At 64.6% G+C, this 21,887-nt stretch carries 22 protein-coding genes; 11 read left to right on the top strand and 11 right to left on the bottom strand.

Annotation, left to right across the window (positions count from 1 at the left end):
- Positions 1-4 precede the first annotated feature (4 nt).
- From BMI90_RS04155 to BMI90_RS04140, 4 genes are all read left to right on the top strand, one after another.
- On the top strand, positions 5-517 hold the full coding sequence (locus BMI90_RS04155; RefSeq protein ID WP_078527224.1) for an invasion associated locus B family protein: 513 nt from the start codon (positions 5-7) through the stop codon (positions 515-517).
- 135 nt (positions 518-652) lie between these two features.
- Complete coding sequence (gene rlmN, locus BMI90_RS04150; RefSeq protein WP_078526285.1) at positions 653-1,834, top strand: 23S rRNA (adenine(2503)-C(2))-methyltransferase RlmN; 1,182 nt, start codon at positions 653-655, stop codon at positions 1,832-1,834.
- 60 nt (positions 1,835-1,894) lie between these two features.
- Positions 1,895-2,869, top strand: coding sequence for an amidoligase family protein (locus BMI90_RS04145; protein ID WP_078526283.1), 975 nt, complete (start codon positions 1,895-1,897; stop codon positions 2,867-2,869).
- On the top strand, positions 2,866-3,576 hold the full coding sequence (locus BMI90_RS04140) for a gamma-glutamyl-gamma-aminobutyrate hydrolase family protein (RefSeq protein ID WP_078526282.1): 711 nt from the start codon (positions 2,866-2,868) through the stop codon (positions 3,574-3,576). Before BMI90_RS04145 ends, BMI90_RS04140 begins: the two co-directional genes overlap by 4 nt.
- 10 nt (positions 3,577-3,586) lie before the next feature.
- Here the strand turns inward: BMI90_RS04140 and BMI90_RS04135 are convergent, their stop codons facing one another.
- Positions 3,587-4,411 carry an LOG family protein gene (locus BMI90_RS04135; protein ID WP_078526281.1) on the bottom strand — a complete coding sequence of 275 codons (825 nt, stop codon included), beginning with the start codon at positions 4,409-4,411 and terminating at the stop codon, positions 3,587-3,589.
- An 81-nt stretch (positions 4,412-4,492) separates the two neighbouring features.
- On the opposite strand from BMI90_RS04135, the gene dapD reads away from it, so the two are divergent.
- The 4 genes from dapD (at position 4,493) to BMI90_RS04115 (ending at position 7,674) form a co-directional block, all read left to right on the top strand.
- Positions 4,493-5,320, top strand: coding sequence for a 2,3,4,5-tetrahydropyridine-2,6-dicarboxylate N-succinyltransferase (gene dapD / locus BMI90_RS04130; protein WP_078526280.1), 828 nt, complete (start codon positions 4,493-4,495; stop codon positions 5,318-5,320).
- The gene (locus tag BMI90_RS04125; protein ID WP_078526279.1) at positions 5,320-5,952 is read left to right on the top strand and encodes a LysE family translocator; all 633 of its coding nucleotides are present in this window, start codon (positions 5,320-5,322) and stop codon (positions 5,950-5,952) included. Before dapD ends, BMI90_RS04125 begins: the two co-directional genes overlap by 1 nt.
- A gap of 7 nt (positions 5,953-5,959) precedes the next feature.
- Entirely contained in the window at positions 5,960-6,316 is a 357-nt protein-coding gene (locus BMI90_RS04120) for a hypothetical protein (protein WP_078526278.1), read from the top strand.
- 83 nt (positions 6,317-6,399) lie between these two features.
- A complete protein-coding gene (locus BMI90_RS04115; protein ID WP_078526277.1) occupies positions 6,400-7,674 on the top strand; it encodes a lytic murein transglycosylase in 1,275 nt (424 codons plus the stop codon).
- Here the strand turns inward: BMI90_RS04115 and BMI90_RS04110 are convergent.
- Complete coding sequence (locus tag BMI90_RS04110) at positions 7,671-8,357, bottom strand: NnrU family protein (RefSeq protein ID WP_078526275.1); 687 nt, start codon at positions 8,355-8,357, stop codon at positions 7,671-7,673. The genes BMI90_RS04115 and BMI90_RS04110 overlap by 4 nt on opposite strands.
- A gap of 82 nt (positions 8,358-8,439) precedes the next feature.
- On the opposite strand from BMI90_RS04110, the gene BMI90_RS04105 reads away from it, so the two are divergent.
- On the top strand, positions 8,440-9,003 hold the full coding sequence (locus tag BMI90_RS04105) for a DUF4202 domain-containing protein (protein ID WP_078526273.1): 564 nt from the start codon (positions 8,440-8,442) through the stop codon (positions 9,001-9,003).
- Here BMI90_RS04105 and BMI90_RS04100 read toward each other — a convergent pair.
- The 4 genes from BMI90_RS04100 to ade form a co-directional block, all read right to left on the bottom strand.
- Positions 9,000-9,875, bottom strand: coding sequence for a DMT family transporter (locus tag BMI90_RS04100; protein ID WP_078526271.1), 876 nt, complete (start codon positions 9,873-9,875; stop codon positions 9,000-9,002). The two genes, BMI90_RS04105 and BMI90_RS04100, sit on opposite strands and share 4 nt — an antisense overlap.
- A gap of 85 nt (positions 9,876-9,960) precedes the next feature.
- Complete coding sequence (locus tag BMI90_RS04095) at positions 9,961-10,248, bottom strand: HU family DNA-binding protein (protein WP_038075280.1); 288 nt, start codon at positions 10,246-10,248, stop codon at positions 9,961-9,963.
- Positions 10,249-10,380: 132 nt separating this feature from the next.
- Complete coding sequence (locus tag BMI90_RS04090) at positions 10,381-11,856, bottom strand: AMP nucleosidase (protein WP_078526269.1); 1,476 nt, start codon at positions 11,854-11,856, stop codon at positions 10,381-10,383.
- Positions 11,853-13,655 (bottom strand): adenine deaminase, encoded by a 1,803-nt coding sequence (ade, locus tag BMI90_RS04085; RefSeq protein WP_078526267.1) that lies wholly within the window; start codon positions 13,653-13,655, stop codon positions 11,853-11,855. Before ade ends, BMI90_RS04090 begins: the two co-directional genes overlap by 4 nt.
- 102 nt (positions 13,656-13,757) lie before the next feature.
- Here ade and BMI90_RS04080 point away from each other — a divergent pair, with 102 nt between their 5' ends.
- A complete protein-coding gene (locus tag BMI90_RS04080; protein ID WP_078526265.1) occupies positions 13,758-14,609 on the top strand; it encodes an SDR family oxidoreductase in 852 nt (283 codons plus the stop codon).
- Here the strand turns inward: BMI90_RS04080 and BMI90_RS04075 are convergent.
- Entirely contained in the window at positions 14,597-15,832 is a 1,236-nt protein-coding gene (locus BMI90_RS04075) for an MFS transporter (RefSeq protein WP_078526263.1), read from the bottom strand. The two genes, BMI90_RS04080 and BMI90_RS04075, sit on opposite strands and share 13 nt — an antisense overlap.
- 161 nt (positions 15,833-15,993) lie before the next feature.
- On the opposite strand from BMI90_RS04075, the gene BMI90_RS04070 reads away from it, so the two are divergent.
- Entirely contained in the window at positions 15,994-16,590 is a 597-nt protein-coding gene (locus tag BMI90_RS04070) for a glutathione S-transferase family protein (protein WP_078526261.1), read from the top strand.
- 50 nt (positions 16,591-16,640) lie between these two features.
- On the opposite strand, the gene BMI90_RS04065 is transcribed toward BMI90_RS04070, so the two are convergent.
- Genes BMI90_RS04065 through leuS form a run of 4 tightly spaced genes read right to left on the bottom strand, consistent with a single transcriptional unit; the run spans position 16,641 to position 21,874 of the window.
- Positions 16,641-17,819 (bottom strand): TIGR03862 family flavoprotein, encoded by a 1,179-nt coding sequence (locus BMI90_RS04065; RefSeq protein WP_078526259.1) that lies wholly within the window; start codon positions 17,817-17,819, stop codon positions 16,641-16,643.
- Positions 17,816-18,838: a DNA polymerase III subunit delta gene (holA, locus tag BMI90_RS04060; protein WP_078526257.1), complete on the bottom strand. Its 1,023-nt coding sequence runs from the start codon at positions 18,836-18,838 to the stop codon at positions 17,816-17,818. The genes BMI90_RS04065 and holA overlap by 4 nt, the downstream gene beginning before the upstream one ends.
- The gene (gene lptE, locus BMI90_RS04055; RefSeq protein WP_078526255.1) at positions 18,835-19,329 is read right to left on the bottom strand and encodes an LPS assembly lipoprotein LptE; all 495 of its coding nucleotides are present in this window, start codon (positions 19,327-19,329) and stop codon (positions 18,835-18,837) included. Before lptE ends, holA begins: the two co-directional genes overlap by 4 nt.
- The gene (gene leuS / locus BMI90_RS04050; RefSeq protein ID WP_078526253.1) at positions 19,316-21,874 is read right to left on the bottom strand and encodes a leucine--tRNA ligase; all 2,559 of its coding nucleotides are present in this window, start codon (positions 21,872-21,874) and stop codon (positions 19,316-19,318) included. Before leuS ends, lptE begins: the two co-directional genes overlap by 14 nt.
- Positions 21,875-21,887: the final 13 nt, after the last annotated feature.

The following is a 21,887-nucleotide window of genomic DNA, read 5'->3' as shown; positions in this document are numbered from 1 at the left end:
GAAAATGGGTCTGCGGATCGCGGCGATCGCCGCGCTCATGTTCGGGGCAGGACAAGGCGCGATGGCTCAGGAAAGCACCAACCGCGTGGCCGCAAACACGGATTGGAGCGTTTTCGTCGACGACAACCCCAAGGAATGCTGGGGCGTGTCGAAGCCGAAGAAGACCGTGAATACGAAAGACGGCAAGGTCGTGCAGGTTCGCCGCGGCGACATCTTGCTGTTCGTGACCTATCGTCCGGGCAAGAAGCCCGAGGTCTCCTTCATGGGCGGCTATCCCTTCGCCGACGGCTCGACCGTCGATCTCGAGGTCGGGGGGCAGAAATTCACGCTCTTCACCGACGGGGAAGGTGCCTGGGCGGGTTCGCCCGACGAGGACGCCAAGATCATCGCCGCTCTGAAGGCGGGTGCCGATGTGAAACTCACCGCGCGTTCGGGGCGTGGCACCCAGACGGAAGATACCTTCTCGCTGATGGGCTTCACCGCAGCGACGGACGAGGCCGAGAAACGCTGCCAGTAAAGCTGCGCTGAGAGATGCCTGGAGCCCCGGCCTGCGTGCCGGGGCTTTTGCGTTCGAAAAGGAGGCGTGCATTGCCCCCTGTTATTGCAGGCCCGAATCCCCTATATGAAGCGCCTCATTTCAAGGAAACGTGCCATGACCAAGCCTTCGGCTCCGATCACGCAAGACGTGCACACGATCCCGCGTAAGCTGCCCGAAGGCGGCAAGGTGAACCTCGTCGGTCTCACCCGTGACCAGCTGCGCGACGTGCTGATTGAGGCGGGTACGCCCGAGAAGCAGGCAAAGATGCGCGTCGGCCAGATCTGGCAATGGATCTACCATTGGGGCGTGCGCGATTTCGCGCAGATGACGAACCTTGCGAAAGACTATCGTGCGATGCTGGCCGAGCAGTTCGAGATCACCGTACCGGAGATCGTCTCGAAACAGGTCTCGATGGACGGCACACGCAAATACCTGCTGAAGATCGCAGGCGGCCATGAGGTCGAAGCGGTCTATATCCCCGAGGAAAATCGCGGCACGCTCTGCATCAGTTCGCAGGTCGGTTGCACGCTGACCTGTTCCTTCTGTCACACCGGCACGCAGAAACTGGTGCGCAACCTGACTGCGGGCGAGATCGTCGGCCAGGTGATGGTGGCGCGCGACGATCTCGAGGAATGGCCCGAGCAGAACACGCCGAAGAACGAGACGCGGCTGGTGTCGAATGTCGTGCTGATGGGCATGGGCGAGCCGCTGTATAACTTCGAGAATGTCCGCGATGCGATGCAGGTCGTGATGGATGGCGAAGGCCTCAGCCTGTCGCGCCGCCGGATCACGCTGTCGACCTCGGGCGTGGTGCCCGAGATCGCGAAAACGGCCGAGGAGATCGGCTGCCTTCTTGCGATTTCCTTCCACGCGACGACCGACGAGGTGCGCGACAAACTCGTGCCGATCAACAAGAAGTGGAATATCGAGACGCTTCTGAATGCGCTGCGTGATTATCCGCGCCTGTCCAATTCCGAACGCATCACCTTCGAATACGTGATGCTCAAGGGCGTGAACGACAGCGACGAGGATGCGCGCCGTCTGGTGAAGCTGATCCGCGGCATTCCGGCGAAGATCAACCTGATCCCGTTCAACGAATGGCCCGGTGCGCCCTACGAGCGGTCCGACTGGGAGCGGATCGAGAGCTTTGCCGACATCATCTACAAGGCTGGCTATGCCTCGCCGATCCGTACGCCGCGCGGCGAGGATATCATGGCCGCCTGCGGTCAGCTGAAATCGGCGACCGAGCGTGCGCGCAAATCCCGTGCCGAGATCCAGGCGGAAGCGGGGCTGTAAGGGAACTCGCCTGATGGCTTCGGCATTGATCTTCAACGAGGGACAGCATCCGGAGAGATCATGACGCGAGAGGCCATCGCCCCGCTGCCGAAACCTGAAAACTCCAAGGGCAAACCGCGTCGCACCGGCGTGGAGATCGAGTTTGCCGGTCTGACTGAAGAACGCATCGCCCGGATCGCGGCTGATGCGCTTGACGGAAAGGCCGAGCGGGTCGAAGGCAACGACTGGAAGGTCAGCGGGACGAAGATCGGTGATCTTCAGATCTACCTTGATATCTTCCTGCGCAAGGAGGCGGACAACGCGCTCAAGGAGTTCGGCCTGCGCATCGGGCGCGAGGTGATCCCGGTCGAGATCGTGACCGACCCATTGCCCCGAGAAGGCCTTCTTCAACTATCTGATTTTATTGAATTGCTGCGCAGCGAAGGTGCAGAAGGAACCGGGCGCTCACCGCTCTACGGTTTTGGCCTTCACCTCAATATCGAGATCGCCTCCGACGAGGCCGAAGATATCGTGCGCCCCCTCTTGGCTTTTGCGCTGATCGAGGAATGGATGCGCTCTACATGGCCAATCGAGATGACGCGCGAATTGCTGCCCTTTACCGCGCCCTATCCCCGGAAACTGATCGCGGATCTGATGACGCTCGGACCTGACGCCACGCTGGAACGCGCAATCGCGACCTATCGCAAGCATACACTGTCGCGCAATCATGGGCTCGATATGCTGCCGATCTTTTGCGAACTGCGTCCCGATCTGATTGATCCGAAGGAGGGGAAAGGCGGCACCGTCTCGCCACGACCGGCTTTCCATTTCCGCCTGCCCGATTGCCGGATCGACGATCCGAACTGGTCGCTCGACAGCGAGTGGCGGCGCTGGTGGCTGGTCGAGAAGATCGCGGCGGATCGCGAATTGCTGGATCGGTTGAGCCACGAATGGCGGGCAGCGAAAGGTGGTTTCCACCCGTTCGGCGACAAATGGGTCGAGACCTGCGATGGCATTCTGAAAGAGACGGGTCTGCTCGAGGCGGCGCGCGCATGAGGCCGTTGATCGGCATCTCGACCTCGCGCCGGACCGGTTGGCGGGTTTACCCGTTCATTGCGTTGGGCGTCCGGCTCGCGGGCGGGCGTTCGGTGCGCTGGGTCGCGGGACGTCGGGCCGAGGTGCGCCATGTCGACGGCATCATCGTCGGTGGCGGGGATGACATTTCTCCCGAGCTTTACGATGGCGAACTGGTCGCGAGCGCGGTGCTCGACCCGGCGCGTGATGATCTGGAGAGATGCCTTGTCGAGGAAGCGATGGCGCAGGGCAAGCCGGTGCTGGGGATCTGTCGCGGCGCGCAGATGCTCAACGTCGCGTTGGGCGGCAACCTGCATCAGGACGCCTATAACCATTACGGCGCGCGCAAGCACTCGACGATCCTGCCGAAAAAGGACGTGCGGATCGAGCCCGGTACGCGGCTTGGCGCGCTCGCGGGGTTGGAGCCGATGCGGGTCAACGCGCTGCATTCGCAAGCTGTCGATCGGTTGGGCGATGGGCTGCGCGTGGCGGCGCGTGACGGGTCCGGCATGGTGCAGGCGGTCGAGCGGATCGAAGAGCCCTTCGCCCTCGGTGTGCAGTGGCACCCGGAATACCTGACCTATGCACGTCGCCAGCGGGCCCTGTTCCGGGCATTGGTGGCGGCGGCGCGCGCTGGCGTCGAACATCGCGCGCAACTGCCCGAGGTGAGCGCTGAGGCGAAGGCTTAGGCCCGCCCGCTCACCCGCATTTCGAATAATCCCACCCGTCGATCACCGCGACGGCTTCATCGGCCGTCTCTACAAAACTGACCAGCTCGAGATCCTCGGGCGATATCGTGCCCGCTTCGGCGAGCCGCTCCCAATTGATGATCTCGGCCCAGAAGTCGCGTCCGAACAGGATGAAGGGGATGCGCGACATCCTGTTCGTCTGAATCAGCGTGAGTGCCTCGAACATCTCGTCGAGCGTACCGAAGCCGCCGGGGAATACCGTCACGGCTTTCGCGCGCATCAGGAAATGCATCTTGCGGATCGCGAAATAGTGGAAGTTGAAGGCAAGATCGGGCGTGACGAATTCGTTCGGCGCCTGCTCGTGCGGCAGCACGATATTGAGCCCGATCGACTGGCCGCCTGCCTCATGCGCGCCGCGATTGCCTGCCTCCATCACGCCCGGCCCGCCACCGGTGCAGATCACGAATTCCCGGCCATAGCTTTCCATCGAGCGATCGGTCATCGTCTTGGCGAAGAGACGCGCCTCTTCGTAATAGCGCGACAGTTCGGCCAGATAGGGCGTCTTGGCGCTCTCTTTCTTCTCGGGCGCGGGGATGCGCGCCCCGCCGAACATCACGATGGTCGACTCGATCCCGCGCTCGTCCATGATCATCTGCGGCTTGAGAAGTTCGAGCTGCAATCGCACCGGTCGCAACTCTTCGCGCATCATGAAATCGACATCCGTGTAGGCCAGCCGATAGGCGGGGGCACGGGTCTGGGGCGTGTCGGGGATGTTCCGGGCGGTCTGCGCGTCTTCACGCGAGTGGCGGAACGAATGCGTCGGATCGTCCTTCATGGGGTTCCTGCTCATTGCGCGATTGGCTTTGACCAACTATAGCGTGAACGCTGTAAAGGCCACCTGAAAGAGGATCTGCCCATGTCGAACGCCGCGCTCGAAACTGCCATTGAAGCTGCCTGGGAAGCTCGTGACACGATCACGCCGTCGACCGGTGGCGAGACCCGTGAAGCGATCGAGGATACGCTGAACGCGCTGGATCGCGGCGAGCTGCGCGTGGCCGAAAAGCTCGAGAATGGCGACTGGCATGTGAACCAATGGGCCAAGAAGGCGGTTCTGCTGGGCTTCCGGCTCAAGGACATGGAACAGCAGGACGGCGGCCCGCAGGGCAGCCACTGGTGGGACAAGGTCGACAGCAAGTTCAAGGGCTGGGGCGATAAAGAATGGAAGGCGGCGGGCTTCCGCGCCGTGCCGAACTGCATCGTGCGCAAATCGGCCTATATCGCGCCGGGCGTGGTGCTGATGCCCTCCTTCGTGAACCTTGGCGCTCATGTGGACGAGGGCACGATGGTCGACACCTGGGCGACGGTGGGCAGCTGCGCGCAGATTGGCAAGAACGTGCACCTTTCGGGCGGCGTCGGCATCGGCGGCGTGCTGGAGCCGATGCAGGCCGGCCCGACCATCATCGAGGATAACTGCTTCATCGGCGCGCGCTCGGAAGTCGTCGAGGGCTGCATCGTGCGCGAGGGCTCGGTTCTCGGCATGGGCGTCTATATCGGCAAATCGACCAAGATCGTCGATCGTGAGACCGGCGAGGTCATGTATGGCGAAGTGCCGCCCTATTCGGTCGTCGTCTCGGGCTCGATGCCCTCGAAGAACGGCATCAACCTTTACTGCGCTGTGATCGTGAAGCGCGTCGATGCGCAGACGCGCTCCAAGACCGGCATCAACGAGCTGCTGCGCGACTGATGTTCGACTATTCGCTCGCTCATTGGCTGGCATTCGGCGCGGCGGCGGTTCTGCTGAACCTGTCGCCGGGTCCGGATCTTGCCTTCATCCTGGGCAAGGTTGCGCAGGGCGGGCGGCGCGCGGGCTTCGCCGCGATGTTCGGGATCTGGACGGGCGCGTCGGTGCATGTGGCGCTGGCGGCGGCTGGGTTGTCGGTGCTGATCGCCTCGTCGCAGATCGGCTTTGCCATCGTGAAATGGGTTGGCGCAGGCTATCTGATCTGGCTCGGCATTCAGGCGCTGCGCTCGGGCGGTGCGAGCCTGAACGTCGCGGGCATGCCCTTGGTGTCTTTGCGCAAGACCTTCCGTGATGGCGCGCTGGTCAACATCATGAATCCGAAGATGGCAGTATTCATGATGGCGTTCCTGCCGCAATTCGTGGTGGCGGGAGCAGGACCGGTTGCCGCGCAGATGGCGTTGCACGGCGTGCTGATCATAGCCGCAGCGGCGTTGATCGAACCCGTCGCGATCTTGCTGGGGGATGCGGCGCTGGGGCGGCTGCGCCGTTCGCGACGCGCGGCGTTGTGGATGGAGCGGGCCCTTGGCGGGCTGTTCATCGCGCTCGGTCTGCGGCTCGCCACGGAAAAGCTGTGAGGTTGTGATGACAGAGAAGCCCGCGAAGAAACCCTCGCGCCAGCAAGTCTATACCCTGCTGGTCGAGGTCGGCCGCGCGCCCAATGACGGGCTGCCGAAAGGGGCCTCGGGGGCAGGGCTGTTGTGCTATGCCTCGGGCGTCGATGAGGCCGAGGCCGTGCGTGAGACCGTGGCGATCCTCAAGCAGGCGGAGCTCGCACCGCTCGATGTCACTGGCTATGGCACGATCGCGGAGCGCGAGAAGCAGGGCCACGAGATCGACGACGAGGAGCGGGCGCTGATGGCCCGTGCGCTCGAGGAAAACTCGGTGATCATCGCGCAGATGGAGCCCTATTTCGGCGACGACAAAAAGCCGCTGCAATAACCCGCTTGCCGCCACGACGCCCCGTTGAAACCTCACGGGGCGTTGATACACTGTTATCAAACAGCGAACAGGCGGGCAGGCAAATGACATTTCCGGGCAAGATCATTCCTTTGACTTTCATGGCGTTTTCGGCGCTTTCGGCCTGTGCGGGCCCTCCCGAATCCTCGCCACGCCCGATGCTGAAAGGCTCTACGCCCGTGGCCGATCCAATCCCCGCCGCCGATCCCGCGACCGAAGCGCGCTTCGAGGCCTGGCTTGCCGGGTTCAAGACGCGCGCATTGGCCAATGGTATCAGCGAGAGCACCTGGAACCGCGCGATGGCCGATGCGCGCTACAATCCCAAGGTGATCGAGCGCGACCGCTATCAGTCGGAATTCACCAAGGCGATCTGGGACTATCTCGACAGCGCAGTCTCGCCCGAGCGGATCGCGACCGGTCAGCAGATGCTGCGCCAATATGGCCCGCAGCTGAACGCGATCGAGCGGAAATACGGGGTCGAGAAAGAGGTCGTCGTCGCGATCTGGGGCATGGAGAGCCGTTACGGCTCCTATCGCGGCAAGACCGCGATCATCCCTGCGCTGGCAACGCTGGCCTATGACGGGCGGCGCGGCGAGTTCTTCGCCAAGCAGCTTATTGCGGCGCTGAAGATCATCCAGTCGGGCGATGTGGATGCGCGGCACATGACCGGTTCGTGGGCCGGGGCCATGGGGCACACGCAATTCATCCCGACCTCCTATCTCGCCTATGCGGTCGATTTCACCGGCGACGGCAAGCGCGACATCTGGTCGGACGACCCGACCGATGCGCTGGCCTCCACGGCGGCTTACCTCGCACGTTCGGGCTGGTCGAAGGGGCAGCCCTGGGGCGTCGAGGTCATCCTGCCCTCCGGGTTCAACTACGGCTTGACGGGCAAGGGCACGCAAAAGAGCCCCTCCGATTGGGCGAAGCTCGGCGTGCGTTCGGCCGCGGGTGGCACGGTGCCGAATTACGGCGCGGCCTCGATCCTCGTTCCGGCTGGCGCAAAAGGTCCGGCCTTCATGATCTTCGGCAATTTCCGCGCCATCTCGCGGTACAATGCGGCCGACAGCTACGTGATCGGTGTCGGGCATCTGTCGGACCGGCTGAAGGGCAAGGGGCCCTTCGTGCAGGACTGGCCGCGCACCGGAAAGCCGCTGAGCGAAACGCAGAAGGTCGAGTTGCAGGAGCGCCTGACGGCGGCGGGATTCGACACCGATGGAACCGACGGCAAGATCGGCGCGAACACGACGAAGGCTATCGTTGCGTTTCAGAAAGCGCGCGGGCTCCCGCCCGATGGATATGCGACGCTGGAGCTGTTGCAGGTTCTGCGCGGCTCCTAAGGTTGCGGGCTGACCCCGATCACTGGCGCGTGCAGGTGGTAGAGCGTGACCCAGACCAGCACCGCCACGATGAGACGGGTCGGAGAGGCCCAACCCTTCGGGCGCCAGCGCCCGGCGACGAGTGCTGCGCCGGGGATCAGCCCGGTCCGTGCGCTCAGGCGTTGCCATTCCGTCTCGCCCATCTGCCGACGCTTGCGCGCCTCGAGCGCGCGCAGGCCCATTGCCGTAAACAGCGCGAAGGCTCCGAACAGGATCAGATGCGCGAGATCGCCATTGGCGACCAGATGCGCCGCAGCCCAGATCGCGATGGCCCATAGCAGGGGTTGGCGCGTCAGTCCCGCTATACCGGGATGAACCGGGTCGAACCCGGATGCTCGGGCCTCGAAGGCAAAAGGATTGGGCGCGCCGACCCCGAAACTGCCGAGCAGGATCGCCAGAGGCATCGCGATATTGACCAGCCAGCGCGCCCAGGTCTCTTGCGGCCATAGTTCCACGTAAGGCGCACGTCCGGCAGCGAAGATCACCCAGAACAGTAGAGCCGTCGAGAGCAGGCTGAACCCGATCACCCAACCGCGCTGGCCCAGGCCGCGCACCAGTGCTGCCTTGAGTTTGGGCATCGAGGGTATCGCGTGTGATGCAAGAAAAAGCATCCCCGCGAGAATGAATTCGCTCCAGCCGGTCATATGCGCCTCCTTGTGGCAGCTTGCCCTGATCCATGGCACAACGCCTTGAGAAAAGTCAGCCCCGCGCGGGAAGGAATGCTCAATGACCGACAGAGTTGTGAAGGCGCTTGCCGCCATCGATGCCGCCAATGATCTGGACCCGACACTTGAGGACGGCGCTCCCGCGGCGCGGCTCTATGGAGAGCGGATGACGGCGGAACTGGAGCGGCTTTTCCCGGCAGCCAGCGAAGGGCTGCAAATCGCCGCGCGCGGGCAGCATATCGAGCGCTGGCTCCTGCCGCGCAAGGACTTCCCCGAGGGGCGGCAGGGATATCTCGAATGGCGGCGCGAACAGGGGCGGCGTCATGCGGCCCGCGTGGGAGCGATCATGGCCGAGGCGGGCTATTCCGAGGATGAGGTCGCGCAGGTCGAGAAGATGCTGCGCAAGGAAGGGATCAAGCGCGATGCGGAGGTGCAGGCGTTGGAAGACGTGATCTGCTTTACCTTCCTGCGCCACTATTTCGCGCCCTTCGCCCCCAGTCAGGAGCCCGAGGCGCTTCTGAAGATCGTCGAGAAGACCGCGCGCAAGATGTCGGCCGAGGGTCGGGCGCGCGCGCTCGCGGAGTTCGATCTGCCGGAGCCTTTCGCCGCAGCCTTCCGCGCCTAGCGGCGGGCTTCCTGTTTCGAGATCTGTACCGCGAGGATGCCGCCCGCGATTACCGCGACGCCGAGCGCGTCGTGCCAGTCGAGCTTTTCACCCAGCACCAGCGCCGCAATCGCCACGCCGAAGACCGGCGTCAGGAAGTGGAAGGTTGCCGCGCGTATCGCTCCGATGCGGCCAACCAGACGGAACCAGACCCAGGTCGCCATCAGCCCCGGCACGATCACCGTGTAGATGAAGGCAATGGTCAGTTTCGGGGTGACCGTTACGCTCAGATGCTCGGTGAGGAGCGAGACGACAGCAAGGCTGGCGGCGCCCACAAGCATCTGGAGCCCGACGATCATCAGCACGCCCCCTTTGCCGCCGCTCGCGCCGCGCACGGTCAGGGTCGCGACGGCCAGCGCCAACGCGCCTGCGAAGCACAGCCCCAGCCCCAGCGGGTCCACGCCGCCTTGCAGGCGTGCCCCCATGATGATGCCCACGCCAGCGAAACCCGCCACGAGCCCCGCGATACCGAGCGGCGGGATCCGGTCGCGATACACGATCCAGCCAAGCGCGCCCACGATCAGCGGCATGGTCGAGGCGATGATCGCCGCCACCGAAGCCTCGACCATCGTCATCGCGACCCAGTTGAACCCGAGATAAAGCGCGTTCTGGCACAGCCCGAAGATAAGCGTCGCGCGCCACTGCGCCCGGCTGAGCTGCCAGCTCTGGCCCAGGGCGCGTGCGAGCGCGACGCCGATCACGCCAGAGATCAGGAAGCGCACCGACAGTGCCGCGAGCGGGGGCGCTTCAGCGACGATGATATGGGTCGATGTGAAGGCCGACGACCACATCAGGGCAAAGGCCAGCCCCATTCCGATTGCGCGCAGATCCATGCGTCCTCCGGACCTGAAAAGGGCGCCCCGATTGCTCGCGGGCGCCCTCGATGCTCTCTGTCCCTCAGTTGCCCGAGGAAAGGGATCAGGCGTTCACGCTGTCCTTGAGCGCTTTTGCCACGGTAACCTTGACCTGCTTGTCAGCGGGCTTTTGCATCTGCTCGCCGGTGGCCGGATTGCGGACCATGCGCTCGGGGCGCGACTTGCAGTAGACTTTGCCGATGCCCGGGAGGGTCACGGCGCCGCCGGCAGCCACTTCTTTCGTCACGACCGCGGAGATCGCGTCGAGCGCGGCCGAAGCGGTTTTCTTGTCGGCGTCCATCGCTTCCGCGAGGGCGGCCACCAATTGGGTCTTGGTCATCGGTTTCGACATTTTCGTTCCTCTCTTCGCCCCGCTGCACCGGGGTCAATTTCGTCCGTGTCTCACGGTTGGTGGGCCATGTTCGACACGTTTTTATTGAGCATGGCAAGCCCTTTTCGGGATATGCGCGGGGATTTTCCTGCGTCACAGGAACGCTGTTTCCTCGAAGCTACGCAATTTCCGGCTGTGGATCCGTTCCAGCGGCATTTCGCGAAGTTTTTCCATTGCACGGATGCCGATCAGCAGATGGTTCGCGACCTGCGTGCGGTAGAACTCGGTCGCCATGCCGGGCAGTTTCAGCTCGCCATGCAGCGGCTTGTCGGACACGCATAGAAGCGTGCCGTAGGGGACGCGGAACCGAAAGCCGTTCGCGGCGATCGTGGCGCTTTCCATGTCGAGGGCGACGGCGCGCGACTGACTGAGGCGATGAACCGGGCCGGACTGATCGCGCAGCTCCCAGTTGCGGTTGTCGATCGTGGCCACGGTACCGGTGCGCATGATCCGCTTGAGCTCATAGCCTTCCAGTTTGGTGACCTCGGCCACGGCCTCTTGCAAGGCGACCTGCACCTCGGCCAGCGCCGGGATCGGCACCCAGACCGGCAGGTCGTCGTCGAGCACGTGATCTTCGCGCAGGTAGGCGTGGGCGAGCACGAAATCGCCCAGCTGCTGCGAATTGCGAAGCCCTGCGCAATGGCCGACCATCAGCCAGGCATGGGGGCGCAGCACCGCGATATGATCGGTCGCGGTTTTCGCGTTCGACGGGCCCACACCGATATTGACCAGCGTGACGCCTTGACCATCGGGGCGCTTGAGGTGATAGGCCGGCATCTGCGGCAGTTTCGCAAGCCCCGGAATGCTGGCCTGCGGATCGGAAATCTCCTGATTTCCGGGGGCCACGAAACTCGAATAGCCCGAGTCCGGATCCGCCAGCATCCGCCGCGCCACGGCCTCGAACTCGTCCACGTAGAACTGGTAGTTCGTGAACAATACGTGGTTCTGGAAATGCTCGGCCGCGGTCGCAGTGTAATGCGAGAGGCGCGCGAGCGAATAATCCACCCGTTGCGCCGTGAACGGGGCCAGATGGCCCGAGCCGTCGGGGTTGGGCCCAGCCGTGCCGTTGACGATATCGTCGTTCATCCCCGCAAGATCGGGCACGTCGAATACGTCGCGCAGGCTGAAATCGAGCACGCCTTCCTGCGGCACGGTCACCTCGGGATGGGCGGCAACCGCGAAATGCACCGGGATCGGTGTCTCCGAAGGTCCGACATGAACCGGCACGCCATGGTTCTTGATCAGCAGGCCCAGCTGCTGGGTCAGGTAATTGCGAAACAGGTCGGGCCGGGTGATCGTCGCGGCATAGGTTCCGGGCAGGGCGACATGGCCGAAGCTCAGACGGCTGTCGGCCTTGGTATGCGAGGACACAGTGATACGCACCTCCGGGTAGAAGGCGCGGAAGCGGGCCGTCGCGGTCTTGCTTTCGAGTGTTTCGTTGAACTTCTCGAGCAGGAAACCCGTCGCCTCGGAATAAAGCGACTCGAGATGGGCGACCGCCTTCGCGGCATCGGTAAAGGTCTCGGCGGCTGCCGCCTCGGGCGTGATCAATTCGAGCGTTTCATTCATTCAAAAAGGTCCGTCAGTTCAAAACGTGTCACGTCCACGAGCCCCAGATCCGAGATGCGGATTTCGGGGATCACGACGAGCGCGAGCAGCGAATGCTGCATGTAAGCGTTGTTCAGGGTGCAGCCACAGGCGGCCATGGCTTCGACCATTTTCGCAGCGCGCGCGGCGACCGTCTCGGCCGGATCGTCCGACATCAGCCCTGCGATCGGCAACGGCACCGAGGCGATCTCGGCCCCGTCTTTCCAGACGGAAACCCCGCCGCTCATCTCGCCAAGCCGGTTGGCGCAGGCGGCCATCATCTCGCGGTCGGTTCCCACGACGATCATGTGGTGGCTGTCATGGGCCACGGTCGAGCCCATTGCCATCCGACCCTTGTAGCCGAAGCCCGACACGAAGCCATTGGTGACCCCGCCCGTGCCCTGATGGCGTTCCACCAGTGCGATCTGCGCAATGTCTTTTTCGGTGTCAGGTTGGGCCAGCCCGTCGGTCACGTCGATCTCCGCCGTCAGCGCCTTGGTCGGCGCCTGGTTCTCGATCACGCCGATCACCTTGGCGGTGACGGTGTTCGCGCCCTCGGGGGCTGCGATCTCGAAATCCGCAGCCATGAGGGTCTTGCCCAGATGCACGGTGTTGCGCGCGCTTTCGGGCCAGTCGTAATGCGGGCACTCGGCCAGCAACTTGCCATCCTTCGCGACGGTCTTGCCCCGCGCGATCACGTGTTCGACCGGAAGCTTCGCGAGGTCCGAGGTCAGGATCAGATCGGCGCGGCGGCCCGGTGTGATCGAGCCCAGCTCGCGCTCCAGGCCGAAATGGGTCGCGGTGTTGATCGTGCACATCTGCAGCGCCACGAGCGGATCGGCCCCACACGCGACCGCATGGCGAAAGACGCGGTTCATATGCCCGTCATGCACCAGCGTGCCCGAATGGCAGTCATCGGTGCACAGGATGAAGTTGCGCGGATCGAGACCCTTCTCGGTGACGGCGGTGATTTGCGTCTCCACGTCATACCAGGCCGAGCCCAGCCGCATCATCGAGCGCATGCCCTGCCGCACCCGCGCGATGGCATCGGCCTCGCAAGTGCCCTCGTGATCGTCGGCTGGCCCGCCCGCGACATAGGCGCGGAAGGCGCTGCCCAGATCGGGCGAGGCATAGTGCCCGCCGACGGTCTTGTTGAAGTTCTGTGTCGCCGCGATCTCTGCCAGCATCTTGCGGTCGCCTGCGATCACGCCGGGGAAGTTCATCATCTCCCCCAGACCGATGATCCCGGGCCATTGCATCGCCGCGGCCACATCTTCGGGGGTGATCTCGAAGCCGGTGGTTTCGAGCCCCGGTGCAGAGGGCGCGCAAGACGGCATCTGCGTGAAGATGTTCACGGGCTGCATCAACGCCTCGTCATGCATCATCCGCACGCCTTCGAGGCCAAGGACATTCGCGATCTCATGGGGGTCGGTGAACATCGTGGTCGTGCCGTGCGGGATTACGGCGGCCGCGAATTCGGCGGGCGTCAGCATGCCCGACTCGATATGCATATGCGCGTCGCACAGCCCCGGCACCATGTAGCGCCCTTCGGCCTCGATCACCTCGGTCCCAGGTCCGATGCTCGCCGACAGGTCCGGCGCAATGGCGGCAAAACGACCCTCGGCCACGGCAATGTCGTAACCGTCGAGCACCTCGCGAGAGTGGACGTTGACCCATTTTCCGCCGCGGATCACGAGGTCGGCGGGTTCGCGCCCGGCAGCCACGGCAATCAGGCGCGTTGCGGCTTCGGGCCAGGATTTGATCTTGTTCTTCTGTTCCATGTCCAAGCCTGTCATTGCCTGCGGGAAGGTTCAAGAGACGTTGTGATGCCCTCACGCAGCGTCTACCAATGTCGCGTGACAGACAGGCGAAAGGGGGCCGATATGCCGACACTTCTCTCTATCGGGCATGGCTATTCGGCGCGCGCCCTCTCTGCCCTGCTGTTGGCGCGGGGCTGGCGTGTGATCGGCACGACCCGCAGTCCCGAGAAGGCCGAGGCGTTGCGCGCCGAAGGAGTGGAACCGCTGATCTGGGAGGGTGGTCCTCTGCCACTCGATGAGGCGAGCCATCTGCTGACTTCCGTTGCGCCCGGTGCCGAGGGCGACCCGGTTCTCGCTGCGCAGCATGAGGCGATTGCCGCAGCGCAGCATCTTGAGTGGGTCGGCTATCTCTCGACCGTCGGAGTCTATGGCGATCACGCCGGTGGTTGGGTGGACGAGGCGACCCCGCTCGCCCCCTCCACCAGACGCGGGCAGGCGCGGGTGGAGGCCGAGGCAGCCTGGGGGGCGCTGGCCGCAGCGCATGATCTGCCGCTGCATATCTTCCGCCTCGCGGGGATCTACGGGCCCGGGCGAGGGCCCTTCGAGAAGGTGCGCCAAGGCACCGCGCGGCGGATCGTCAAGGAGGGGCAGGTCTTCTCGCGCATCCATGTGGAGGATATCGCGCAGGTGCTGCTGGCCTCGATCGAGCATCCCGATCCGGGCGCGGTCTACAATGTCTGCGACGACGACCCGGCCCCGCCGCAGGACGTGATCGGTTTTGCCGCTGAGTTGCTCGGCTTGCCGCTGCCGCCCGAGGTAGCCTTCGAACAGGCGGATCTCAGCCCGATGGCGCGCAGTTTTTATGCCGAGAGCAAGCGGGTGCGCAACGACAAGATCAAGCGCGATCTGGGCGTGACACTGCACTACCCCGATTACCGTTCGGGGTTGCGCGCGATGCTCGATCAGGCGGGCTGAAGGCCGGTCCGGTTCTCGCGCACGGGCAGATGCACAATCGCGGAGAATGCGCCCACGCCGACGCCGACCCACCAGACCAGCGTGTAATCCCCGTAGATGTCGTAGAGCTTGCCGCCCAGCCAGACGCCGAGGAACGCGCCCACCTGGTGCGAGAAGAAGACAATCCCGTAAAGCGTGCCCATGTAGCGCAGCCCGTAGATATGCGCGACCAGCCCCGAGGTCAGCGGCACGGTGGCCAGCCACAGCGCCCCCATCGCAAGCGAGAAGATCAGCACGGTCGCAGGCGTCATCGGCGTCAGGATGAAGGCGGCGGCGACAAAGGTGCGCAGCAGGTAGATCCCGGCGAGCAGGTATTTCTTCGACCAACGCTTGCCCGCCCAGCCCGCATAGATCGTGCCCACGATATTGGCGAGCCCGATCACCGAGATCGCGGCCGCGCCGAGCGCCGAGGTCGTCTCGATCCCGATTCCAGCCAGCAGCGAGCCGGGCGGCACCGCGCCGCACATCTCGGTCACCATCGCGGGGAAATGCGCGGTGATAAAGCCAAGCTGATAGCCGCAGGAGAAGAAGCCGAGGAAGATCAGAGTGTAGGAGGGGTCGCGGAAGGCGCGCATCAGAACGGTGCCCATGCTCTCGGCCAATTCCGCGCGACTGGCGCGTTCGGGGGCGCGGATCAGCGGCAGGAAGATGAGCGAGGCGAGGATCACCGCGGCAAAGATGAGGAACACGGTCTGCCAGGGAAAATGGCTGAGCAGTAGTTCCGCCATGGGCGCGCCGAAGACCTGACCCGCGGAACCGGCGGCGGTGGCGATGCCAAGCGCGAGCGAGCGGTTCTCGTCCGAGGTTGCGCGCCCCACCACGGCGAGGATGACACCGAAGCCCGTGCCCGCGATGCCGAAGCCCACGAGGATTTCCAGCAATTGGTGCTGCTCGGGGTGGATTGCGAAGGCCGACAAGACGAGGCCCAATGCATAGACCAGCGCCCCAAGAATGATCGCCAGCCGGTCGCCCCAGCGCTCGGCGATCGCACCGAAGATCGGCTGGCCGATCCCCCAGGCGAGGTTCTGCACCGCGATCGCCAGTGAAAATTCGGCGCGCGGCCAGTTGAATTCGCTCGCGATCGGGATCTGGAACACGCCAAAGCTCGCCCGGACGGCGAAACTCAGCATCAGGATCACGGCGCCGCCGATCAGAACCGGCGTGAACAGTCTGGCTTGGGTCATTCTATCGTCTCCCCGGCGGATCTCCCTTCCGCGCGAGGGTGCATCTCGTCACGAATGCTGCGGCGCGTCAATTGCAGGCTTGTTCCGGTCACAATCGCGCGGATGGCTTGCACCTCCCCCGGAGCCGTGGCCCAATGCCGCAAAATGGACGTGGAGGCAGGATGTATACGGTTATCGGAACGGTCGGGTCGCGCACCTTGCGCGTGCTGTGGATGCTCGAGGAACTGGGGCTGGAATATGAGCATGTGCGCGCCGCGCCGCGTTCGGAAGATGTCGTGGCCTTCAATCCGGCGGGCAAGGTGCCGGTTCTGGTGGTCGACGGCACGCCGATCACCGATTCCACCGCGATCATCACCTATCTCTCCGATGCGCATGGGCGCTTCACCCACAAGCCCGGAACATTGGAGCGCGCGCGGCAGGACAGCGTGACGCAATTCCTGCTCGACGAGTTCGACGCCAATCTCTGGACCGCCGCGCGGCACAGTTTCATCCTGCCCGAGGAACTTCGGCTTTCGGGGATCAAGAATTCGCTACGCTGGGAGTTCGAGCGCTCGCAGCACACGCTGATCCACCGGATGAGCGAGGGGGAATTCGTGACCGGCGACGATCTGACCGTGCCCGATATCATCCTGACGCATTGCCTCGACTGGGCGCTGATGGCGAAGTTTCCGATCGTCGAGCATCGGTTGAGCGAATATCACGCGCGGATGCGGTCGCGCCCTGCCTATAAACGCGCGGTGGCGCGACGGGACGGGTAGAGGGGGCGCCGCCCCCGCTGGCGTGCCGCCAGCCCCCCGAGATATTTTCATCAAGAAGAAGTGGCGAGGCGTTTCGCGGCGGCGCGTCCGGAATGACGACCCGAGGCGAGGCAGGCGGTGAGGAGATAGCCGCCGGTCGGTGCCTCCCAGTCGAGCATTTCGCCCGCGGCGAAGACCCCCGGCAGGTCGGTGAGTTCGAGATCGTCCGAGAGGCTGCCCCAGGCGATGCCGCCGGCGCTCGAGATTGCTTCGCTCAGCGGGCGCGGGGGGCCGAGCGGGACGGGGAGGGATTTGAGGGTCGCGGCGAGTTGGGCCGGTTCGTTCGGCATCGGTCGGCCCCATTCAAGCGCGAGGGCGAGTTTGACCGGATCGAGTTTGGCAGCTTTGCGGAGGCGATTGCTCAGGCTCTGTTTCGGCGGGAGTTTCGCGAGGCGGGTGGCGAGGTCTTCGACGCTGAGATCGGGAACGAGGTCGAGGGAAAGCGGTGCTCCGTCGCGCAATTCGGCCGATATCTCGTAAATCCCGCCGCCCTCGATGCCGCGGGTGGAGATCACGAATTCGCCCCGGGTGCGGCGGGTGGGCGTGATGAGCGCCGCGCCTTTGACGGGCTGGCCGAGGAGGTCGGCCATGTGCGGTGACCAGTCGATCGCGAAGCCCATGTTGGAGGGCTGGAACGGGGAGACGGTCACGCCCTTGGTGGCGAGCCACGGAACCCATTCGGCATCCGAGCCGAGGCGCGGCCAGCTCGCGCCGCCAAGCGCCAGGATTGTGACATCGGGTGAAAGACATTGGCGGCCGTCGGGCGTGTCGAAGACCAGCGCGTCACCGTCGAAGCCCTGCCAGCGCCAGCGGGTGCGGATCGTGACGCCGAGACGCTCCAGCCGCGCGATCCAGGCGCGCAGCATCGGCGAGGCTTTCATCTCGACCGGGAAGACGCGGCCGGTGGAGCCGGTAAACAGTTCGATGCCAAGATCGCGGGCGAAGTCCTGCACCTCTTCGGGGCCGAACTCGCGGGTGATCGCGGCGATCTGCGGGTGGGAGTAATAAGACAGGAACGCCTCGCGCGGCTCATCCCTGGTCAGGTTCAACCCGGATTTCCCGGCCATCAGGAATTTGCGCGCCAGCGTCGGTTTTGCCTCGGTCAGTGTGACCGCGTGGCCCGCGCGGGCCAATTCCTCGGCGGCCATCAGGCCCGCCGGGCCGCCTCCGATGACAAGTGCGTCTTTCACCGCCGCGCCAGCATCGCGAGCCGCATCAGCGCGCGTTCCATCACCGCCATCTGCGGCGCGCGGCTGGCCGAGCGCAGGGTCAGGTCGGCCTCGACCAGCTCCTTCAATGCGGTCTCGAGCTTGTACATGCCCCAGCTTTGCGCCTGCCGCTGCATCCGGTCGCGGCGCGGCCCGAAGACCGGCGGTCGGATGCGTGCGATGCCGGAGCCCGGACCCTGCGGGTCCGAGGCTGCGGCGTGAAGGGCGCGGAAGTGGCGCATCGCGGCAATCGCGAGTTGCACGGGCTGCACGCCCTGGCTTTCCAGCCGCCGCATCACCGGACCGAGCTCGGGGGCGCGCCCTTCGGCCACGATCGAGAGAACGTCATCGACGCCCGCCTCGACCGAGGAGGGCGCGCAGGCGGCGACATCGGCGGGGGTCAGCGGGGTGTCATCTTGGAATTTGTAGAGTGCGATCTTCTCGACCGTCTGGCGAAAATCGCCCGGGTCGAGGGCGCGCGAGAGCGTGACCAGATCGGTCATCGCCTCGTTCGAGATGTCGCGCAGGTCAGCGCGGCGCAGGATGTCCTCGATCTCTTCGCGGCTTGGCGGGTCGTCATAGATACCGATCGCATAGGCGTTCTTGTGCCCCTCGAAGGCCTTGCGCAGTTTCGACTTCGCGGTGAGCGATCCGGCGGTGACCACGATCTGCGCATCGCCTTCGCGCCACTCATCCAGCGCCGTCATGACCGCGTCGGCCATCGCGTCGGTCGCGTCCTCGACGAAGGCGACGCGCGGGCCGGGAAAGAAGCCGACCTCCTTGATCGCATCCAGAAGCAGAGAGGGTTGCTTGCGCAGATCGCCGCCCGCGATGCGGCTCAGGCGCATTTCCTCTTCGCCTTGCGGACCGATAAGGGCTACGATCACTTCCTGACGGCGCAGCGCCACGCGCATCGCATCCATCCCGAAGATCAGAAGGCCTGTGCGCTCTGGTTCGGGTTTGGCGAAATAGCGGGTCGCTGCAACGCCGGTCAGTTTCATTCCGGCAAGCCCGGTGCCTGGGCGAGGAGGCGCGTGATGATCTGATCGGCGAGGATGCGCATCAGGCGGCGATGGGCGTCCTGCTCGGCCGCCTGCGTCGCGACTACGGTTCCGGTGGCCGACCACGAGGTGAAGGAGGTCACGCGCCCCGTCAGCAGAACCGCGTCGGTGCCCGCGTCATGCAAGGTGTAGTCGACAGAGCCGTTGAGCTGATAGCGCGTCGTGGCGTTGTCGGGCGCGATGCCCTGGCCGATCGCCTTGGTGGTGATCGTGTAGGCGAGGCGATAGCGCGGCGTGCCCGAGGGCCCGAGCCGTGCGCCCAACTGCTGGACCAGCTCGAACCCGTCGCGGGTCGTGGGCGCGTCGGGCTGCACACCGTTCAGCAGTTTCGCGGCACCGCCCTGCGGCCCGTAGGCCGGGGTGAAGCCGCAGCCTGCGAGGGCTGCCGCCCCTGCGAGCCCCAGAAAAGCACGTCTGTCAGATGACCACATTGACGATCCGCCCCGGTACAACGATCAGCTTCTTGGGCTGGCCACCGGCCAGCGCCTTCACCACAGCTTCGTCGGCCAGAACCAGCTTTTCAACCTCTTCCTTCGGCATGTCTTTCGGCACCGAGATCTCGGCCCGGCGCTTGCCGTTGATCTGGATCGGCAAGGTCACCTCATCCTCGACCAGAAGGGCCGGGTCGGCCTCGGGCCAGGCGGCAGCGATCACGAAGCCCTCACCGCCGAGCATCGACCAGACTTCCTCGGCCAGATGCGGGACCATCGGCGCCATCAGCTGCGCCATGAGCTTCATCGCTTCGCGCTTGGTCTCGGTCCCGGCCTTCGATTTCGACATCGTGTTGGTCAGGCCGTAAAGCGCCGCCACCGCCTTGTTGAAGGCAAACCCCTCGATCGATTTGGTGATCTCGTCGATCGTCTTGTGGGTGGCCTTCAGGAGCGCTGCGTCCTCGGCGGCATCAGCGGGCGCGTCCGAGGTCGCGATCTCGTCGGCGATCCGGTGAACGCGGGCGAGGAACTTAGAGGTCGCCTCAGCCCCGGCTGCGGTCCATTCGACGTCGCGCTCGGGCGGACTGTCGGACATCACGAAGAAGCGCGCGGTATCGGCGCCGAAACTCTCGATGATCGAGACCGGATCGACCACATTCTTCTTGGATTTCGACATCTTGGCCGAGGGGATGATCTCGACCGTCGCGCCCGTCGCCTTCAGCTTGCCGTCCTCGACCTCTTCGGGGAGGTGATAGACGGGGCGGCCTTTTTCGTCGCGCGTCATGTAGATCTCATGCGTGACCATGCCTTGCGTGAAGAGCGCATCGAAGGGCTCGATCGCCTTCGCGGGCAGGTGGCCGGTCTTGTGCATCGCGCGGGCGAAGAAGCGCGAATAGAGCAGGTGCAGAATCGCGTGCTCGATGCCGCCGATATACTGATCGACATTCATCCAGTACTCGGCTTCCGCCGGATCGGTCGGCGTCGTCGCGCGCGGCGAGGTGAAGCGCGCGTAATACCAGCTCGAATCGACGAAGGTATCCATCGTGTCGGTTTCGCGCTTGGCGGGCGCGCCGCATTTCGGGCAGGCGCAGTCACGCCAGCTCGGGTGGCGATCCAGAGGGTTGCCGGGGATCGAGAAGTCGATCTTCTGGCCGTCCTCGTCATAGGGCAGCGCGACGGGGAGGTTTTCCTTTTTCTCGGGCACCACGCCGCAGGTCTGGCAATGAACGACCGGGATCGGGCAGCCCCAGTAGCGCTGGCGGCTCAGGCCCCAGTCGCGCAGGCGGAACTTGGTCACACCCTGACCAATGCCGTTTTCCTCGCAGAAGGCGATGGCGGTCGCGACGCCTTCTTCGCCGGTCTGCACCTCTTCGCCCGCGAAGCCGCGGACGTAACGGACCTTCTCGGATTTCAGCGGGACGTATTCGGCTGCGGGGTAGTCTCCCTCGACAGGCTCGAACACGGGCGTGATCGGCAGGCCGTATTTCGTGGCGAACTCGAAGTCGCGTGCGTCATGGGCCGGGCAGCCGAAGATCGCGCCGGTGCCGTAATCCATCAGGATGAAGTTCGCGATATAGACCGGCAGCTCCCAGCTGGTGTCGAGCGGGTGCCGGACCTTGATCCCGGTGTCCATCCCGAGCTTCTCGGCGGTCTCGATGGCTTCCTCGGTCGTGCCGCCCGCGCGGCATTTCGCGACGAACTCGGCCACTTTGGGGTCGTGGCGTTCGAGATGCTTGGCCAGCGGGTGATCGGGCGAGATCGCGGCGAAACTTGCGCCCATCAGCGTGTCGGGGCGGGTCGTGTAGACCTCGAGTCGGTCGAAGCCGTCCGGCGCATCCGCCGTCGAGAAGGCGAATTGCAGGCCGCGCGACTTGCCGATCCAGTTCGCCTGCATCAGGCGCACCTTCTCGGGCCAGTCCTTGAGGTTGTCGAGCGCGTCGAGCAGTTCTTCGGCGTAATCCGAGATCTTGAAGAACCACTGCGTCAGTTCGCGACGCTCGACCTCAGCGCCCGAGCGCCAGCCCTTGCCGTCGATCACCTGTTCGTTGGCCAGAACGGTCATGTCGACCGGATCCCAGTTCACCACCGCGTTCTTGCGATAGACAAGGCCGGCATCGAGCATGTCGATGAACATCGCCTGCTGCTGGCCGTAATATTCGGGGTCGCAGGTGGCGAACTCGCGCGACCAGTCGATCGAGAGGCCGAGCGGTTTCATCTGGTCCTTCATCACGGCAATATTACCGTAGGTCCAGTCCTTGGGGTGGCCGCCCTGTTCCATCGCGGCGTTCTCGGCGGGCATCCCGAAGGCGTCCCAGCCCATCGGATGCAGCACCGAGAAGCCCTTGGCCATCTTGTAGCGCGCGACCACGTCGCCCATCGTGTAGTTGCGCACGTGGCCCATGTGGATGCGGCCCGAGGGGTAGGGGAACATCTCGAGCACGTAGTATTTCGGCTTGGCCGGATCGCGGCGCGCGGCGAAGAGATCGGCCTTGTTCCAGGCCTCTTGCCATTTCGTCTCGCTCTGGCTCGGTTCGTAGCGTGCCATGTCAGACCCCCAT

Origin of the sequence: Thioclava sp. L04-15 (genome assembly GCF_002020275.1) — a bacterium.
Classification (GTDB): domain Bacteria; phylum Pseudomonadota; class Alphaproteobacteria; order Rhodobacterales; family Rhodobacteraceae; genus Thioclava; species Thioclava marina.
Note: the sequence above shows the minus strand (reverse complement) of the source record. Positions and strands in the feature narration are given on the sequence as shown.

Bases quoted from the DNA above. Each gene is read 5' to 3' on its own strand.
- BMI90_RS04155 (WP_078527224.1), top strand. From the start codon at position 5: ATGGGTCTGCGGATCGCGGCGATCGCCGCGCTCATGTTCGGGGCAGGA.
- rlmN (WP_078526285.1), top strand. From the start codon at position 653: ATGACCAAGCCTTCGGCTCCGATCACGCAAGACGTGCACACGATCCCG.
- BMI90_RS04145 (WP_078526283.1), top strand. From the start codon at position 1,895: ATGACGCGAGAGGCCATCGCCCCGCTGCCGAAACCTGAAAACTCCAAG.
- BMI90_RS04140 (WP_078526282.1), top strand. From the start codon at position 2,866: ATGAGGCCGTTGATCGGCATCTCGACCTCGCGCCGGACCGGTTGGCGG.
- BMI90_RS04135 (WP_078526281.1), bottom strand. From the start codon at position 4,411: ATGAAGGACGATCCGACGCATTCGTTCCGCCACTCGCGTGAAGACGCG.
- dapD (WP_078526280.1), top strand. From the start codon at position 4,493: ATGTCGAACGCCGCGCTCGAAACTGCCATTGAAGCTGCCTGGGAAGCT.
- BMI90_RS04125 (WP_078526279.1), top strand. From the start codon at position 5,320: ATGTTCGACTATTCGCTCGCTCATTGGCTGGCATTCGGCGCGGCGGCG.
- BMI90_RS04120 (WP_078526278.1), top strand. From the start codon at position 5,960: ATGACAGAGAAGCCCGCGAAGAAACCCTCGCGCCAGCAAGTCTATACC.
- BMI90_RS04115 (WP_078526277.1), top strand. From the start codon at position 6,400: ATGACATTTCCGGGCAAGATCATTCCTTTGACTTTCATGGCGTTTTCG.
- BMI90_RS04110 (WP_078526275.1), bottom strand. From the start codon at position 8,357: ATGACCGGCTGGAGCGAATTCATTCTCGCGGGGATGCTTTTTCTTGCA.
- BMI90_RS04105 (WP_078526273.1), top strand. From the start codon at position 8,440: ATGACCGACAGAGTTGTGAAGGCGCTTGCCGCCATCGATGCCGCCAAT.
- BMI90_RS04100 (WP_078526271.1), bottom strand. From the start codon at position 9,875: ATGGATCTGCGCGCAATCGGAATGGGGCTGGCCTTTGCCCTGATGTGG.
- BMI90_RS04095 (WP_038075280.1), bottom strand. From the start codon at position 10,248: ATGTCGAAACCGATGACCAAGACCCAATTGGTGGCCGCCCTCGCGGAA.
- BMI90_RS04090 (WP_078526269.1), bottom strand. From the start codon at position 11,856: ATGAATGAAACGCTCGAATTGATCACGCCCGAGGCGGCAGCCGCCGAG.
- ade (WP_078526267.1), bottom strand. From the start codon at position 13,655: ATGGAACAGAAGAACAAGATCAAATCCTGGCCCGAAGCCGCAACGCGC.
- BMI90_RS04080 (WP_078526265.1), top strand. From the start codon at position 13,758: ATGCCGACACTTCTCTCTATCGGGCATGGCTATTCGGCGCGCGCCCTC.
- BMI90_RS04075 (WP_078526263.1), bottom strand. From the start codon at position 15,832: ATGACCCAAGCCAGACTGTTCACGCCGGTTCTGATCGGCGGCGCCGTG.
- BMI90_RS04070 (WP_078526261.1), top strand. From the start codon at position 15,994: ATGTATACGGTTATCGGAACGGTCGGGTCGCGCACCTTGCGCGTGCTG.
- holA (WP_078526257.1), bottom strand. From the start codon at position 18,838: ATGAAACTGACCGGCGTTGCAGCGACCCGCTATTTCGCCAAACCCGAA.
- lptE (WP_078526255.1), bottom strand. From the start codon at position 19,329: ATGTGGTCATCTGACAGACGTGCTTTTCTGGGGCTCGCAGGGGCGGCA.
- leuS (WP_078526253.1), bottom strand. From the start codon at position 21,874: ATGGCACGCTACGAACCGAGCCAGAGCGAGACGAAATGGCAAGAGGCC.